This is a genomic window from Streptomyces sp. APSN-46.1, assembly GCF_022815725.1.
Lineage (GTDB): Bacteria > Actinomycetota > Actinomycetes > Streptomycetales > Streptomycetaceae > Streptomyces.
The window spans coordinates 277,400-293,300 of the sequence record NZ_JALGRF010000005.1 but is presented as its reverse complement, the minus strand read 5'-3'; the positions used below and the strand labels follow the sequence as shown (position 1 = coordinate 293,300).

At 66.5% G+C, this 15,901-nt stretch carries 13 protein-coding genes and 1 tRNA gene; 3 read left to right on the top strand and 11 right to left on the bottom strand.

What is annotated here, in order from left to right; all coding sequences use genetic code 11:
- From MTF65_RS30290 to MTF65_RS17585, 3 genes are all read left to right on the top strand, one after another.
- On the top strand, nt 1-1,689 hold a 1,689-nt coding region (locus MTF65_RS30290; RefSeq protein WP_374207247.1), incomplete at its 5' end, for a D-alanyl-D-alanine carboxypeptidase family protein.
- A gap of 223 nt (nt 1,690-1,912) precedes the next feature.
- Complete coding sequence (locus tag MTF65_RS17590) at nt 1,913-3,736, top strand: MFS transporter (RefSeq protein WP_243629744.1); 1,824 nt, start codon at nt 1,913-1,915, stop codon at nt 3,734-3,736.
- Nucleotides 3,737-3,835: 99 nt separating this feature from the next.
- Nucleotides 3,836-4,042, top strand: a complete 207-nt coding sequence (locus MTF65_RS17585; RefSeq protein ID WP_243629651.1) for a hypothetical protein — start codon at nt 3,836-3,838, stop codon at nt 4,040-4,042.
- Nucleotides 4,043-4,374: 332 nt separating this feature from the next.
- Here the strand turns inward: MTF65_RS17585 and MTF65_RS17580 are convergent.
- The 11 genes from MTF65_RS17580 to MTF65_RS17530 all read right to left on the bottom strand — a co-directional run bounded on the left by MTF65_RS17580 (nt 4,375) and on the right by MTF65_RS17530 (nt 15,758).
- Nucleotides 4,375-4,447 (bottom strand) — tRNA-Arg (locus MTF65_RS17580).
- 123 nt (nt 4,448-4,570) lie between these two features.
- On the bottom strand, nt 4,571-4,726 hold the full coding sequence (locus MTF65_RS17575; RefSeq protein WP_243629650.1) for a hypothetical protein: 156 nt from the start codon (nt 4,724-4,726) through the stop codon (nt 4,571-4,573).
- Between the two features lie 136 nt (nt 4,727-4,862).
- On the bottom strand, nt 4,863-6,119 hold the full coding sequence (locus MTF65_RS17570) for an ABC transporter permease (protein ID WP_243629649.1): 1,257 nt from the start codon (nt 6,117-6,119) through the stop codon (nt 4,863-4,865).
- Nucleotides 6,116-6,781, bottom strand: coding sequence for an ABC transporter ATP-binding protein (locus MTF65_RS17565; RefSeq protein WP_243629648.1), 666 nt, complete (start codon nt 6,779-6,781; stop codon nt 6,116-6,118). Before MTF65_RS17565 ends, MTF65_RS17570 begins: the two co-directional genes overlap by 4 nt.
- 77 nt (nt 6,782-6,858) lie before the next feature.
- Nucleotides 6,859-8,469, bottom strand: a complete 1,611-nt coding sequence (locus tag MTF65_RS17560) for a peptidoglycan-binding protein (RefSeq protein WP_243629647.1) — start codon at nt 8,467-8,469, stop codon at nt 6,859-6,861.
- Between the two features lie 107 nt (nt 8,470-8,576).
- Complete coding sequence (locus MTF65_RS17555; protein WP_243629646.1) at nt 8,577-9,386, bottom strand: hypothetical protein; 810 nt, start codon at nt 9,384-9,386, stop codon at nt 8,577-8,579.
- 77 nt (nt 9,387-9,463) lie between these two features.
- Complete coding sequence (locus MTF65_RS17550) at nt 9,464-10,360, bottom strand: ABC transporter ATP-binding protein (RefSeq protein ID WP_243629645.1); 897 nt, start codon at nt 10,358-10,360, stop codon at nt 9,464-9,466.
- A 14-nt stretch (nt 10,361-10,374) separates the two neighbouring features.
- Nucleotides 10,375-11,277, bottom strand: coding sequence for a hypothetical protein (locus MTF65_RS17545; protein ID WP_243629644.1), 903 nt, complete (start codon nt 11,275-11,277; stop codon nt 10,375-10,377).
- Between the two features lie 87 nt (nt 11,278-11,364).
- Complete coding sequence (locus tag MTF65_RS17540) at nt 11,365-11,727, bottom strand: hypothetical protein (RefSeq protein WP_243629643.1); 363 nt, start codon at nt 11,725-11,727, stop codon at nt 11,365-11,367.
- A gap of 1,296 nt (nt 11,728-13,023) precedes the next feature.
- Entirely contained in the window at nt 13,024-14,265 is a 1,242-nt protein-coding gene (locus tag MTF65_RS17535) for an MFS transporter (RefSeq protein ID WP_243629642.1), read from the bottom strand.
- Between the two features lie 26 nt (nt 14,266-14,291).
- On the bottom strand, nt 14,292-15,758 hold the full coding sequence (locus MTF65_RS17530; protein ID WP_243629641.1) for an NAD(P)-binding domain-containing protein: 1,467 nt from the start codon (nt 15,756-15,758) through the stop codon (nt 14,292-14,294).
- Nucleotides 15,759-15,901: the final 143 nt, after the last annotated feature.

The window sequence follows — 15,901 nt, the reverse complement described above, 5'->3', positions numbered from 1 at the left end:
TCTGCTGATGAGCCGTCGGACAGTGAGCGTACGGCGGTGTTCCGTGCGGTGAAGCCGGCCGCCAAGCCGGGCGAGACAAACCCGCCGGAATCCGCCAAGCCGGGCACCGCCGCCAAGCCGGACGCCGATCAGCGGACCACCGCCTTCGGTGTCGTGAAGCCGGCCCCCGCCAAGCCCGCCGCGGCCAAGCCTGCCCCCGCCAAGCCGGCTGACGCCGACAAGCGCCCCGGTTCCCGCCCCGCAGGGACCGGCCCCGCAGGGAACGGCAGCACCTTCGTGCCGCTGCGCGGCGAGGGCGCGGCCGGGCCGAAGCCCCCCGTCCCGGCGGCGCCCAGGCCGACTCCGGAGGCGAAGCCCCGGGTGTCGCTGGAGCCCAGCGAGCGGACCACGCAGCAGCCGATGCCGCCGATGCCGCCGCTCGACATGCTCGCGGACCTGACGAACAACCCGCCCCCGCCGCCGAGCCCCCTGCGGACCGCCGTCCGGCGTTTCAAGATCTACGCCCCGATCGTCGTCCTCCTGGCCGTCATCCTCTCCGTCGTACAGCTGGTCCGCCCGCTGCCCGAGCCGACGCTCGCCATGACCGCGAAGGACTCGTACACCTTCGACGGCGGCGCCCCGGCCCTGCCGTGGCCGAAGGAGGGCCAGGCCTTCATGGCCGCGGCCGGCCTCGGCACCGTCGGCACCTTCGGCGAGCAGAAGCCCGTCGCGATCGGCAGTGTCGCCAAGGCGATGACGGCGTACGTGATCCTCAAGGGCCACCCCCTCAAGAAGGGGGAAAAGGGCGCGATGATCGACATCGACAAGACCGCGGTCGAGGACGGCAAGAAGGAGTCCGAGGGCGAGTCGACGGTCAACACGCTCAAGCAGGGCGAGCAGATCTCCGAGTACGACGCCCTCGCCGCGATCATGATCCCCTCCGCCAACAACGTGGCGCGGCTCCTCGCGCGCTGGGACAGCGGCGGTGACCAGGAGGCGTTCGTCAAGAAGATGAACGACACCGCCAAGGAACTCGGCATGACCAACACCACGTACACGGACCCCTCGGGTCTGGACGCGACGACGGTCAGCACCGCCGAGGACCAGGTCAAGCTCGGTCTCAAGATCGTCGAGATGCCGGAGCTGATCGCGATCACCCGGCTGCCGAGCTGGACCGACCAGTCGGGCAAGTCGTGGCGGAACTACAACGACCTCATCCCGTTCAACGGTTCGCTCGGCATCAAGACCGGCTCCACCACGAAGGCCGGCGGAAACCTGCTCTTCGCGGCGGAGAAGAAGGTCGGCAAGACCAATCAGCTGATCGTCGGCGCGGTGCTCGGGCAGCACGGCGTGCCGATCCTGGGGACGGCCATCTCGGCCAGCAAGGACATCATGCTGGCCACCCAGAAGGCGCTGACGAACGGGCCCGTGGTGAAGAAGGGCGATGTCGTCGGGTACGTGGACGACGGCCTCGGCGGCCACACCCCGGTCATCGCCACCGCCGACGTGGAGGCGGTCGGCTGGCCGACCCTCACCGTCGACGTCAAGCTGGGCAGCGGCGGCAACAAGCTCCCGCAGACCGCCGGGGCCGGTACCGAGGTCGGTGTGCTGACTGTCGGTGAAGGCGCCAGTCAGGTGAAGGTGCCGGTGGCGCTGCAGGGCGATCTCGCCGCGCCGGGCATCGGCAGCAAGCTGACTCGCGTCGGCTAGGGGCCGGTGCGGCCGGTGTCGGTGAGTGCGTGATCCGGCGCCCCGGGCAACCCCGGGGCGCCGGGGCGCGTCTACGGACCGGGGACCGGAGACCGAGAGTCGTACGTCGTCAGGTGTTGGGGAGTGTGCGTCGGCAGTGACCACCGCTGAGCAGCAGGGGCAGAGGCAGGGGCAGGGAGCCGGTCAGTCGGCCGAGCCCGCCGGGCCCGACGCCACCACCGGCATACGGGGCCGCGCGCGCCGCGCGCGCCGCACCCTCGGCCGCGCCCTCGGCTGGGCCCACCGGCACCCGGTGGCCGTCGCCTCCGCCGTCGCCGCGGCCCTGCACATCGCCTGGTTCTTCAGCTTCGCCAACAGCGGCGGCGACCTCGCCGCGCAGGACGCCTGGGCCGAGTTCGTCGGCCGCCACCCGGACTCCGCGTACAACCTCGCCTGGTACGGCGGCATGCACCCGGTCTCGTACAGCGTGGTCTCGCCGTACGTGATGTACATGATCGGCGTCCGCACCACGATGATGATCGCCGGCACCCTTTCGGCGGGGCTGTTCGCGCTGATCCTGACCCGCTGCCGCGGTGTCGTCCGGCAGCCGCTGTGGCCCGCCCTGGCTGGGGTGTACGGGCTGCTCTGCAACGCGCTGTCCGGCCGGGTCACCTTCGGACTCGGTGTGGTGTTCGCGCTCGGGGCGGTCGCGACCGTCTTCTGCTGGCCCCGGAAGTGGGCCGAGCGGCGCTGGGCCAAGGCCGCCGCGACGGCCCCGCTGGCGGCCCTCGCGACCGCCGCCAGTCCGGTGGCCGGGCTGTTCCTGGGGGTGATCGCGGCCGCGCTGTTCCTGAGCGGGCGGCGCCCGGGGGCGTACGCGCTGGGGCTGGCGCCGGTGGCGGTGGTCGGGCTGTCGGCCTGGCTGTTCCCCTTCTCCGGCACGCAGCCCATGAAGCTGGGCTCGGCCGCGCCGCCGTTCGCTTTCGCCCTGGCGATCCTGTTCCTGGTGCCGAAACGGTGGAAGACGGTCCGGATCGCCTCGGGCGTGTACGCCTTCGGGGTACTGCTGACCTGGCTGATCGACTCCCAGGTCGGCTCGAACGTCACCCGGATGATCATGCTGTTCGGCGGGGCGGTGGTGCTCGCGGCCGTCCCGTACGCGGTCCCGCGCTCGCGGCGCTGGTACGGGCTGGTGCTGGCCTTCGCCGGGCTGAACATCTGGATCACCGCCAACAGCATCACCGACATCGTCCGCACCACCCCGGTGGCGGCGTGGAACCGGGAGCTGGCCCCGCTCGTCGACCAGCTCCAGAAGGCGGGCGCCGACCGCGGCCGGGTCGAGGTGGTCCCGGCCAGCAGTCACCGGGAGTCCTCGGCCTTCCCCTCGTACGTGAACCTCGCGCGGGGCTGGAACCGGCAGGCCGACCTGGAGCGGAACCCGCTCTTCTACGACGACACCCTAAGCGCCGAGAACTACCGGGCGTGGCTGGAGCGCTGGGCCGTGCACTACGTGGTGCTGCCCGCGGACAAACCCGACTCGGGCGGGGAGGACGAGGCGAAGCTGGTGCGCGGGGGGCTGCCGTACCTCCAGCAGGTGTGGGGTGACAAGAACTGGCAGCTGTTCAAGGTGCACGAGCCGACGGACCTGGTGGCCGGGCCCGCGACCGTGGTGCGGGCGAGCGCCGATCAGCTGGTCATCGACGTGAAACAGGCCGGGCGGGTGCTGGTGCGGATCCCGCACTCGCCGTGGCTGGGGCTGGTGGACGGCGCGGGGAAGCCGGTGGCGCCGCCGCAGGAGAAGCCCGGGAAGCCGGCGGCGCCCGGTGCGGCGCCGAGCGCCCCCGGCACCCCGAGCCCGTCCGGGAAGCGGTACGAGAACACGGCCGGGTGCCTGTTCAAGGCGGCCCCGGACGCCGCCGGCGACGTGTGGACGGAGCTGCTGGTACCGGCCCCGGGGGAGTACCGGGTGGCGGCGAAGTACCAGCTCCCGCGGGGTACGCCCTGCCCGGAGGAGCTGATCGGGGAAACCCTGGGCCCGGCGGAGCGGCCCGCTCCGCCCCGGCCTTGATCCATCATTCTTTGCGTCCGGTCCGGGTGCGTTGGTCCGTATATCTGCATACGATCCCAGTAGTCCGATTGGGTGCTTCTTGAGGGAGTTGACGACGGGATGGGCAAAGAGCAGAAGCAGGATTTCCGGGCGGCCATCGCGAAGGCGCTGGAGTCGAACCACGCGCGACGCGGCACGCAGGCGCACGGCTTCGAGGGGCCGGTGCGGAGCAAGGTCAAGGGTGGTGCGCACACGAAGGCGGAGCTGAAGCGCTCGGGAGCCCCGCAGGGCGACCGTATCGGTGAGCGCAGCAGAGGCCTGAGCTGACCTACCTGCCCTCTGCCCTCCTGTGTACGGCACAGCCCTTCCGGCCCCGGCCGGGAGGGCCTTTTACGACTTCGCGTCATCGGCTTCGCGTTATCGGCTTCGCGCGGGAGCGTCCAGGAGGGAGGGGCGCTCATCCTCGTCGGCCTCTGAGCCCCGACCGAACGGGGCGGCCCCGCGTCGGCGGAAGAGACGGCCGGATCGCACAGAGCGTCGCGGACTACGGCTGGCACCGAGACCACCGGCCCGTGGACCGAAGTCACCTGATCCCGGCCGTGGTCACGCAAAAGGGCCAGGTCGAGAGGATCACCCCTCTGACCCGGCCCTTGCCCATGTGCCCCCGGCAGGATTCGAACCTGCGACACCCGCTTTAGGAGAGCGGTGCTCTATCCCCTGAGCTACGAAGGCGGGGCCTTGCGTGAAACGTGGCTGAATACTCTGCGTGAGTCTCCGGCTCGCCTGGGCAAGGTCCTGGGCTACCACGAGGGCAGCCCAGGGACAGGGTAGCGGATCAGAGCGGGGCTCCGCGGCTCAGTTCTTGGGGGGCCGGGCGCCGTCTTCCGCGGACTCGGCGTCCGCGTCGCTGTAGGTGGGGTCTTCCTGGTAGCGGGCGGCGCTGGTGGCGTTCTGGGCGAGGAGGAATCCGAGGATGACCAGGCTCTGGGCATCGGCGCCGAAGGCGATCATGCGGCGGTTCCAGAGGGAGCGGTCGAGCCGGGAGAAGCCCCCAGCGGATCGTGCTCCGCGGATGCGCCTTCATAAGCCACAACGGTTCCAGGGAGGCGGCAGAGGGCGCCGTCTGTACGCACGACGCGTCCCGCATTCAGCGACGCAGGGCCTCTGCAGGTTGGATGCGGGCGGCCCGCCAGGCCGGATAGAGCCCTGCGAAGACACCCGTGAGAAGGCCAATGGCGGGGGCGGCAGCAACCGTTCCAGTGTGGATGACGGGGGTCCAGTCTCGAATCACTGCGACCGTAACGACGGTGACAGTGCCAAGACTGGTGCCGACCAGGCCGCCGAGGGCGCCGAGGACACCCGATTCGGCGAGGAACTGGATGGTGATGTGGCGGCCCCTGGCGCCCAGCGCACGGCGCAAGCCGATCTCGCCGGTCCGCTCCAGGACAGCGACAAGGGTGGTGTTCGCGATGCCCACCGCACCGATGACCAGACAGATCGCGGCGAGAAGGAGGAAGAGCTGATTGAGGTCGGAGGTGACGTTGCCACGCAGCGTCTTGGGGTCCGGGGGCGGGACAGCCTTGAAGTATTCAGGGTGGTCAGGGCGTAGCGCGGTGGGAACCTCGTTCGCGATTTGGATGGCCGCGCCGACCCTGGTCGAGATCAGCATCCTGGTGCCGGACTCCGTCGGCGGTCCCCAGATCCTCTCGGCGGTGGTGCGGGGCACGATGACGGACAGCAGCAAGTCGGGCTTGCGTTCAACGTCCTGGACTATGCCTGCGACGATGAAGGGCTGCTCGCCGATGAAGATCGCAGGGTGAGTCTCCAAGGTGGTGATGCCCAACCGGGCGGCCAGGCTAGCGCCAATGACGGTGACAGGCTGGGCAGACTCCGAGTGATAGTCGTCAAAAATACGCCCCTGGGCCATGGTGGGGACCGCGGCCCGCAGCAAACCGGGAGAGGCTGCGACGATCTCGACTTGCTCCCCGCCACCCCCCTCCACGGTTGGGATGGACCGCACAGTAGTCCCGGTTCCGAGGCGTACGTTCCAGTAGACGCCTGCATTCACGACGCCGTTGAGATGCTCGATGCGGGCATCGGCATCAATGGGGAAGGCCATTCCTGCAAACTGGTTCTGCTCGCTGGCGATATCTTCGATGGTCACCTCGGTTGCGGTGAGCAGATTGAAGCGGGAGTCGATCTGCGAGGATGTGGTGGCGGTCAGGCCGAGAATCGCTACAAATGTGCCCACCCCCAGGACCGTGCCCAACCCGGTCAACGCCGAGCGGGCGGGTCGTTGCAGCGTCCCTGCCAGAGACTCCGATAGCAGGTCGCGGATCGCGAACGTCGAGGGCTCAAATCCACGTTGGCGGCGGAACCAGTACCGGATCCGGAATGGTTTCATGGAGTGACCTCGCGCAGTACACCGTCACGGATCGTGACTCTACGGGCAGCTCTGGCGGCTACCACCGGATCGTGGGTAATGACGACGACGGTCATCCCCTCCGTATGGAGTTCGGCCAGCAGCGCGAGAACCGTCTCAGCGTTCTTCGTATCCAAGTTTCCAGTGGGCTCGTCGCACAACAGCAGGGAGGGGCGGGCGACCAGCGCGCGGGCGATTGCCACCCGCTGCCGTTCACCGCCCGACAATCGGGTGGGCAGCGCGTCGATCCGGTGGCCGAGACCGACCCGGACCAGAGCTGCACGTGCCCGACGGGCACGCTCGTTACGCGGTACCCCGTTGTAGACCATGGCCAACAGCACGTTCTCCAACGCGCTGCGATGCGGCAGAAGATGAAATGACTGGAAGACGAAGCCGATCCGGCGACCGCGCAACGCCGTGCGGTCGGCGTCCTTCAAGGCTCCGGTGTCGATCCCGTCCAGTAGATAAGTGCCGTGGGTGGGGGCATCCAGCAAACCAGCGATATTCAAGAAGGTCGACTTGCCGGAACCGGAGGGGCCGACCACCGTAACGAAGTCCCCACGCCTGACCGTCAGATTGCATGGCCTGAACGCAGGTACCGGTGGCGGCCCAGGATATGTGAGCCCCACCTGCCGGAACTCCATCACCGGCTGGTCTTCCCATGCGACCCGCCCTGGCGCCCACTCTGCCGTCAGCCGGCTCCCTTGTTGGCGTCGGAGCCTCACTGTGTGCTTCCCGACGCCCCGTAGTCCGCCGCGTCTCTCCCACTCGGCCGTACGCCGGTGACGACCTCATCACCCGCCGCTAGTTGCATCCCGGATAGCGGTACTACCTCCACGTAACCGTCGCCTTGTGTGCCCATCCGCACGGGCACCCGGCGCTGCGCGCCAGCCTTCTCAAGGACAGTGACCGCGATCTTGCCGTCGACCCCGGAAGTGATCGCAGTGACGGGCACCACCAATGCCGTCCCGTTGGTCGAGGCAGCTTGAATAGTGAGCCGTACGTCCTGCCCAACCATCTGCGCATCCAGATGCCCGCTCGGTTCTACGACGAGGAGATACCCCTCTCTGCCCGTCGCCTCAGCATGCGAATTCTTATCGCCGGCGGCAACCGGTGACTGCCCGGTTTCCTTCGTGTCCGCGACGGACCGCACGGTCGCCTTCACTGTGGTTCCCAGCGATTCCGAGAGAACCTCGACCTGCTGCCCGGTTTGCACCAGACCCTTCTGATGTTCCTGGAGATAAGCGTGCACGACTACCTCGCCAGCCGACACAGTCAGCGCCTTGCCTGAAATCTGTGCACCGACCCTGGTTGTCACGGAGTCGACCCTGGCCGGAAAGCCTTTCAAAAAGACCACTTCGCCGGACGGCAGCATCGGTCCCGAGGCGGCCTCCACCGCGCTGAGCGTCTTGCGAGCTTCAGCGAGATCCTCTTCAGCTCTCTGCGCGACCTTCTGTAGAGCAGCTGTCGAGGCGTAGTCTTTATCAACGGGCGCCTGCGACTCTTCCGGCTTCGTGTCGTTACCCGTTGGCTCGGGACTCGGCTCGCTGGCCGCAGTGCTACGACGGCTCTGCTCCATCGCCAATGCGTGGCGGGCATCCTCCAGGGCGCGCTCCGCGCCAGTCAACGCATCCTTGGCGGCCTTCACCGCCCCAGGGTCGTCCTGAGCGGGCATAGGCTCATAGCCGATCGAGCCATAGAACGCTGACAGCGCAGCCTTCGTTCCGGCTCCAAACGTCCCCGAGGCATCCCAACCAGTGCGATGCCCCAGGTTCTGCAGGGCTTTCTGCAACTGGACGACGTCTTCGCCCCTTGCACCCGGCTTGAGGTCTCGGTACGCCGGCAGCACGCCCTTGAGGACGAACACCGGTCGTCCGGAGACCTCCAGTAGTACTTGCCCCTCGGTCACCGGGCTGCCCGCCTTCGTCCGCAGCTTGGTGACCACTGGCGAACCAGCCCCCTCACCAACCGCCACCGATGGTGTCACTTCTACTGACTGGCCTGCCGATACCAGCCCCCGCAGTACGACTGTCTCTTTGAGTACTCGGCGTTCCACCGGAGCAGTCAGCACATCCGCCTGTGGCGCCTTCGCGTCTGCAGCTGCCTGAGCCGGGGACTTGATCACGAACGAAGCCCCCATCCCGAGGCCTGCCAAGAGCACGGCATTCGCCGCAACCAAGACCACCCATTTCTTTCGCTGGGCCACGTGGTGTGCGGTAGCCGACTTGTCTGGGCGCTCGGTCACTCCTGCCCTCTCGTGCTCATCAAGAGGTCTCCCCACCGCCGAAGTCTCACCTTCACCGGATACGATGCGCTCATCGCCCTCGGACACTGCTCGTCGCTCCTTCTAATTCACCTTAAATTCCCGCGGCGACGGAATGCCTGATTCGACTTCCAGGCGTCACCAATAAGGGAAGATTCTTTACCTGCTCAGAGCAATTAGGCGATATCGCGTCGCGTCACAACCCAAAGTCCAAGCAAGGTGAAAATGAAGGCATATCCCGCCATGACGAGCGCACCGGTCCAAATCATCGGCTCCCCTGGGTTTGCATAGCCAGACGACATCTGATCAGCGGCGATCGATGGGAAAAGTACAATGGCTTCACGGATCCAGCTGGCGCTCGACGCATCGCCCACCATCGCGAATACCGCATCCCGCAACGGCCTACCTGTCAGGTACAACAGAAGGAATGCCGCCACAGCAATCCTTTGCCGATAGAGCAAGGCTCCCAGCCCAACTCCGAAAACTCCCCACGATAGGTATCCTACGAGGTTGGACAGGATTGCAGACAGTACTACCCCAGAAGTTAGGTAGTACGCCTTACCCTGCGAATCCATTGTCCACATTCCAACTACCAAGGCCAGACTGGTGGCAACCAAGAACATAGCGAGACTGATGAGGACGGAAGTAACAACCCTCGAGAATACAACCGAGTTGCGTCGAGGCGTGATCAAATAGGTGATCGACGACGTCCCACGCGATATTTCGCCACCTATCAGTCCAATGCCTACCAGGCCGGCGATCAACCAACTCACAGACTGTCCAGACGTATAGAGTTGGGCAGCCTGGTCCGCCAGTCCGGCCTCGATCTTTCCGTCGGCCAGGTCATCCAGCTGATCGAGCGAGAGGTTACCCCCTCCAGCCGGCGACATGTCACTCAACATGTCCAAATAATTTTGGACTTGCACCGAGTTGCCGATGGATATCATAATCACGGCGAGCAGGAATACCGCAAAGATCAGACGCATCCCTTTCGATACTCGAAGTCGGAATATTTCGGCTCCGAGCAGTCGAGCCAGCGGCCTTCTCGACGATTCCTCAGACATCACGACTCCGATCCGAGAATTGCGTGAAATGCATCTTCCAGGTCAGGCGCCACGGTCACCAATTCTTCGAGGCTAATGCCAGCATCCATAGCCACCTTCCCGACGAGGGCAGGGGTTACGCTGAAGATTCTCAGCGCGCCATCCGCGCCGAGGATTCCGTGTGCCTCAGGAAGCAAAGAGAGCAACTCATCAAGACGTGCGCCGCGAACGCGCACGTGCGGTTCTCTTGCCGAGCCGAGGATTTGCAGCATGGGACCTGAAGCAACGACTGAGCCTCGGTCTAGAATGACGAGATCATCCGCCATTCGTTCCATTTCCGAAAGTTGGTGGCTTGACACCAGAACTACGTTTCCTTGATCGGCAAAATCGCGTAGCAGGTTCCTCATCCATAGAATCCCGGAAGGGTCAAGGCCATTCCCAGGCTCATCCAATACCAGATACTTTGGTTTACCCAGCAGGGCCACAGCTATACCGAGCCGTTGACGCATGCCCAGCGAGTAGCCGGATATTTGACGGCGGGCATCTTCTGCAAGTCCGACGTACTCCAATAGTTCCGAGCCGCGCGATTCAGGCACCCCGATAGCGCGTGAAATCATCTGAACATAATCCCTGCCCGTCCCAGGTGGACAGCCTTGCCCGGCAGCGAAGACAGCTCCAACTTGCTTGGCAGGATCAGGCATCTCCTGGTAGGTGACCTCACCGAAGGTCGACCGACCTGAACCCGGTCTGACAAGACCCAGCAGCATGCGCAGTACGGTGGTTTTCCCTGCGCCGTTGAGTCCCAGTAGCCCAGTGACTCGGCCCGGTTCCGCGCTAAATGTGACGTCATTTACTGCAACTACTCGACCGTAGTGTTTGCTCAATCCATGGACGGCAATTCCCGTGTCGCTATTCAAGACCCGTCTCCCTTTCAGTGCTGTCCGATAGAGGAGGTCGCGTTCTTTACTTGCGTGACCTGCGCCTCACGAATTTGGGTAAGCTGAATTGCATTCCCTTCGATTGCCTTCTTCTGGTAGGCGCTGTCAACTGCGGCCCATACGGCAACCAGGCGCGTTCTGTTCCTGCATCTGATATCCGTAGTAGCGGTGTCTATCTCGATCTGTGTCGGCTCCTCGGCGGAAAAGGCTCGATCATTGTTTGCGTCCATGGGGGATCGGTAGTTGAATCCGCTTTCCTTCATGCATTTGCTCCACTGCCCAAAAGCCTCGCGCACACGGCTATGCTGGAGTGACCGGTCGTAGCTTTGCGCTGAAAGCTCATCCACCAGACTTGTCTTCGGGATATTTTTGATGCCCCTCAGGAGATGCCGCGCAACTTCACCTTGACAGCCACCGACTGGGATCTCTTTGCCATTCAGTTCACTCTGCCCTTTCCCGGAGGCCACAGCTTGTGCCTCGTTACTCAACTTGTTCTGATTTTGACCCGCATCAAGCGCGCGCTGTTTATCGAGCAGATCCTTCGGTGGGTGGTAGCCGCGCTCTCGCGCTGCTTCTGGGTCGTGGATCCCATAGCGCCGGCTGTTCCCAATCTCATCCACGGCTGCGCTTTGTGTAGCTGGGTAGGAGAATCCGTACCGCGCCATGCAGTGCGTCATCTCCGCACTGAATGCCTGATTCAAAATCTTCTGATCCTCGGGAGATTGCCTGTAATGGTCGAGGGGCAGGGTGATTTGCGCAGGGTCAACTTCCGTTGGATTCTCCGATATTGCGGGTTCTCCGCCCGCCTCTGCCGACTCAGTTCCACCTCCTGCCCCGCATGCGGACAACGTGGCTACCCCCAGAAGCGCGACTATTCCAATCCATCTGCGTTCCATCTCAACTCTCCAGGTGTCGGGCCTTAAACGACTCTTGCGGCCGGAGGCTGTCCGGCCGCAAGAATTATTCAATCTGCTACTGTCAGATCAACTTCCGTACTTGTAGGAAGAGAACCTGTTGTTGAATGTGCTGCTGAGAGTATTGTGAGTCGACCACGCCGTGACTTCCAGGCGGCTGCCACCCCACCAGCTGTCGACGTACCAAAACGTCGAGCCGCTGTAGTAGCTGTCCACTGAAGAAATTGCGTCATTCTCGTTGACGCCGTTAACAAAGGTGTCGCCTGAGAAGTTGGAGTCCGCAACGTTCCAGTAGTCGCCGCCACCCGACATGTAAGTTCCGTCGTATACGCACGTGTATCCCGCACATCCTGCAAAAGCGGGAGTAGCAGAAATGCCTATCACAGAGGACAGCGCCAACGCGGCAACCGTGACTGATCTACGGATACGCATCTTTCGTTCCCTTCACTGAAAATGTTGGTGAAGGGGAGAGGGCCCCACGCGAGGCAGGCAAGGCCTTTTCGTGAGTTTTATGGACCCCGCCCCCCAAGCGATCTTGTGTTGCGTGAGGACACTACAGTTCCCTCCCGAGCCGAACAAGAGATCTTCTCTAACGTTTCATCGCTCCTGCTGCACGTGTCGCGCAGGGTCAATTTCCCGAAAATCGCTCCGTTACCAGACATAAAGACACTCGCCCTCACAGCTGACTACTAATCAGTAATTCCGAGCGAATGTCACACGCGCAGGGTGGTTCTGGTCGTCGCGGAGTAGAAAAGTACGTGCAATGCCCTTTCGGAGCAGCGGAGTTGTTTACCCAGGCGGTCACAACGCAGGAGGCGGGTGACGTGGATGTCTGCGATCCGCTGTCGCACCCGGCGGGCCCGCCGAGTCAAGCGTTGGTTTCCGCGGGGGCCGGAGGTAGGAGTGCCAGAACGATGCGCAGCCGACCAGGCTGGAGGCGCTGTCGGCGGAGCGTCAGCGCGCCGAACGTAAGGGGCTGTGGCCGAACCGGCTGAAGAGGACCAGGGCCTGTGCCCATGCGGCGACAGCCTCGTCGGCGCGGGCCCGGGCGGCGAGGCTGCCGAGGTGTGTGTGGGCGAGGGCGTCGCGGTGCTGCTGCCCGACAGCCAGACCAGCCGCCGGGCAGGCGGCGGTATCGCGCTGAATGACGGATATAGGAGACGGGCTGGCAGGCGGCTTCGGCCTGGCATGGCAGGAGCCGTCCCCGAGCGTGTACTGGCTGGCCCAAGGGAGCGTCCAGCGCAGCCGGGTGCTGGCGCATCGAGACGGTGGCGCCGACGTGGGAAGGAGCCTCATGCGTTCCCGAAATGGGGGAGAGGGGTTCCTGAGGCTTTGCGAGGCGGGGCTCTGAGCTGCGGTTTTCGTAGTTTTCCGCAAGGCCCACGAAGGCGAGGCGGGGCTTGTCGCGAACCGTGTCGGAAACCCCATTGGGGCCAGTCGTTCCCGGCCTGACAAACGCCCTGGTCAGCTGGGCGTGCGTATGCGGGTGGGGTGGCGCCCTTGCGGACACTTTTCCCGGGCAAACGCCTGGTAGCCGACTGACCGCTGACGGCCTAGCGGATCAGGCTGCGCGCGGTCGCCCCGATTGGAGTGTGATTCGGCCGTACCCATCTTGACCCTGTGACCTGCGGTTTCGATGATGCGGCGTTCGTGGGGCCTCGGTCGGGATCGTGGAGGCATCAGGGAAGCCTCCAGGGATACCTGGAGGGCTGGATCCCGGATGGTGGATCACGCTTGCCGTGGGTCCGCCCTGCTGAGGGGGCGTCGGCTGAGACCGGGGTGCGTCATCGTCGCGAGGAGTGCTGCGATCAGTGAGAGAGCGGCCAGTGCGGCGAAGAGGTGCGGGTACCCGCCGAGTGTGCCGGCGAGGGCGGCGCATGCCCAGGGGGCGAGGGCGGCGGCTACCCGGGCCGGTGCGCCGAGCAGGGCTGAGAGCCGGGCGTAGTCGGTGGTGCCCCAGCGGTCCGTTACGGCCGTGGCCTGGAGGAGGGTGAGGTTCCCGCGGACTACTCCGGCCGTAACGACGAGGCCGATCAGTAGGGGTACCGGGCCGGGGGCGAAGGACAGTGACGCGGTGGTCACGCCGCCGAGGGCGATGAGGGTGGCCGTGCGGGTGGTGACGGATGTGCGGGCGGACAGGCCCGCGTAGAGGGTTCGGCCGAGGGTCTGGCCCGCCCCTCCGAGTCCGAGTGCCCAGGCCGCTTCGGTGGGGGTGGCTCCGCGTTCGGTGAGGAGCGGGATCAGGCCCATGACGACGGCGTACATGGCGAAGCCGGAGAGGGTGAAAGCGACAGCCAGGAGGAGGAAGGGGCGGCTGCGGGCGACCGGGGTGCGGTCGGCCGAAGGCGAGGCGGGCGAGGCGGGCGGGGCGGGCGGGGCCGGGGGCCAGGGGGCGCGTAGGGCGATCGCGTGAGCGGGGATGGTGATGGCGGCGAGGACGACCGCGAGTACGGCGTAGGTGGCCCGCCAGCTGAGGTGTTCGGCAAGGGCGGCGGTGAGCGGCGCGAAGACGGTTGAGGCCAGTCCGCCGGCGAGGGTCACGATCGTCAGGGCCCGGACGCGGTCAGGGCCCCACCAGCGGGTGACGGCGGCGAAGGCCGGCGGGTAGAACGTGGCGGCCATGGCCACGCCCGCGAGGATCCAACCGCAGGTGAAGACGGGCAGGTTCGGGGCCGCTGCGATGAGGAGGAGGGCCAGGGTGCCGAGGGCGGATCCGACGGTCATCACGGCGCGCGGGCCCCGGCGGTCGAGTACGCGGCCGATGGGGATGCCCGCGACCGCCGAGACGAGGAGGGCAAGGGAGAAGGCGGCAGTCGAGGCGTTGAGGGACCAGCCGGTGTCCGCCGTCAGGCGGGGAAGCAGGACGGGGAAGGCGTAGTAGACGATGCCCCAGCTCGTGATCTGCGTGGCGCACAGGGCGGGCAGTACGGCGCGTGGCCGCGACCGGCCCCCCGTTCCGGTCGCGGCCATGCTGGCCCGGGTGTTGGGCACGGTGGTCAGCAGCCGCCGGAGACCGTGGCGGAGGCCGTGGCGGGGGCGCCGATGGTGAGGGCGCCGATGGTGAGGGTGGCCGGGGCGGTGCAGCAGCCGCCACCGGCCTGCTCGGCCGCGTCGGGCTGGTCGAAGAGGCCCGCGCCGCCGCAGACTCCGGTCTCGGGGAGGGTGAGTTCGACGCGCTCGGCCGACTCGTGGTCGCCGGCCAGGGCGGCGGCGATGGAGCGGACCTGCTCGTAGCCGGTCATGGCGAGGAAGGTCGGGGCGCGTCCGTAGGACTTCATGCCGACGAGGTAGAGGTCCTTCTCCGGGTGGGAGAGCTCGCCCGCGCCGTGGGGGTAGACGGTGCCGCAGGAGTGCTGGTTGGGGTCGATCAGCGGGGCGAGGGCGGTGGGGGCCTGGAGGCGTTCGTCGAGACCGAGGCGCAGCTCGTCGAGGAAGGTGAGGTCGGGGCGGAAGCCGGTGAGGACGATGACCTCGTCGACCGGGTCCAGGCGGCGGCCGTCCTCGCCGACCAGGACCAGGCGGCCGGCCCCGTCGCGTTCGATGGCGTCGGTGCGGAAACCGGTGACCGCGTCGGCGTATCCGCCGTCGACCGCGGCCTTGGCGGCGAGGCCGAGGGCGCCGCGGGCGGGCAGCTGGTCGGCTTCGCCGCCGCCGAAGGTGGAGCCGGAGATGCCGCGGCGCAGGATCCACAGCCCGTGCGTCCCCGTACCGTCGTCCGCCTGGGCGAGGTCGGCGAGGTAGGCGAGCGCGGTGAAGGCGGAGGCGCCGGAGCCGATGACGGCGGTGCGCTTGCCGGCGTACCGGGCCCGGACGGCCGGGTCCTTGAGGTCGGGGACGCGGTACGAGATCCGGTCTGCGGCACTCCGCTCACCGAGTGCGGGCAGGCCGCTGCCGCCGGCCGGGCTGGGGGTGGACCAGGTGCCGGAGGCGTCGATCACGGCGCGGGCGAAGATCCGCTCCTCGCCGCCGCCGGGGCCGGTGAGGTGGACGACGAAGGGCTGGTCCTCGCGGTCCGCGTCAACGATGCGGTCGCGGCCGGCGCGGGAGACACCGGCGACGGTCGCGTTGTAGCGGACGCGGTTGCGGCCGCTGTCGCTGTCGCTGTCGCTGTCGCTGTCGCTGTCGCGGCCGCTGTCGCTGTCGCGGTCGCCGAGGACGTCGGCCAGGGGCTGGAGGTAGAGCTCGGCCCAGTCGCCGCCGGACGGGTAGGTCGCACCGTCGGGCGCGCTCCAGCCGGTGGGGGCGAGGAGCTTCTCGGCTGCCGGGTCGACGACCTCGGACCAGGTGGAGAAGAGCCGTACGTGCGCCCAGTCGCGCACGGCGGACGCGGCGACGGGGCCCGCCTCCAGGACCAGGGGCTCGATGCCCCGCTCGATGAGGCGGGCAGCCGCCGCGAGTCCGATCGGGCCGGCGCCGATCACGACGACGGGCAGGGCTTCGGTGGTTGCGTTGGTGGCGTTCACGGCGGGCTCCCCAGTTGATTCAGCTGATTCGGCTGTTTCGGCTGATTCGGCGTCTTGATTCGACGTCTGTCGATGTCCTGACGACTCAAGAGTGGACCCTGGATCGACATTCGTCAACATAGACATCTGTCGAAATTCGACGG

Excerpts from the sequence above, each read along its gene's own strand:
- MTF65_RS17585 (WP_243629651.1), top strand. The coding sequence starts at position 3,836 with ATGGGCAAAGAGCAGAAGCAGGATTTCCGGGCGGCCATCGCGAAGGCG.
- MTF65_RS17575 (WP_243629650.1), bottom strand. The coding sequence starts at position 4,726 with ATGATCGCCTTCGGCGCCGATGCCCAGAGCCTGGTCATCCTCGGATTC.
- MTF65_RS17570 (WP_243629649.1), bottom strand. The coding sequence starts at position 6,119 with ATGAAACCATTCCGGATCCGGTACTGGTTCCGCCGCCAACGTGGATTT.
- MTF65_RS17565 (WP_243629648.1), bottom strand. The coding sequence starts at position 6,781 with ATGGAGTTCCGGCAGGTGGGGCTCACATATCCTGGGCCGCCACCGGTA.
- MTF65_RS17555 (WP_243629646.1), bottom strand. The coding sequence starts at position 9,386 with ATGCGTCTGATCTTTGCGGTATTCCTGCTCGCCGTGATTATGATATCC.
- MTF65_RS17545 (WP_243629644.1), bottom strand. The coding sequence starts at position 11,277 with ATGGAACGCAGATGGATTGGAATAGTCGCGCTTCTGGGGGTAGCCACG.
- MTF65_RS17540 (WP_243629643.1), bottom strand. The coding sequence starts at position 11,727 with ATGCGTATCCGTAGATCAGTCACGGTTGCCGCGTTGGCGCTGTCCTCT.
- MTF65_RS17535 (WP_243629642.1), bottom strand. The coding sequence starts at position 14,265 with ATGGCCGCGACCGGAACGGGGGGCCGGTCGCGGCCACGCGCCGTACTG.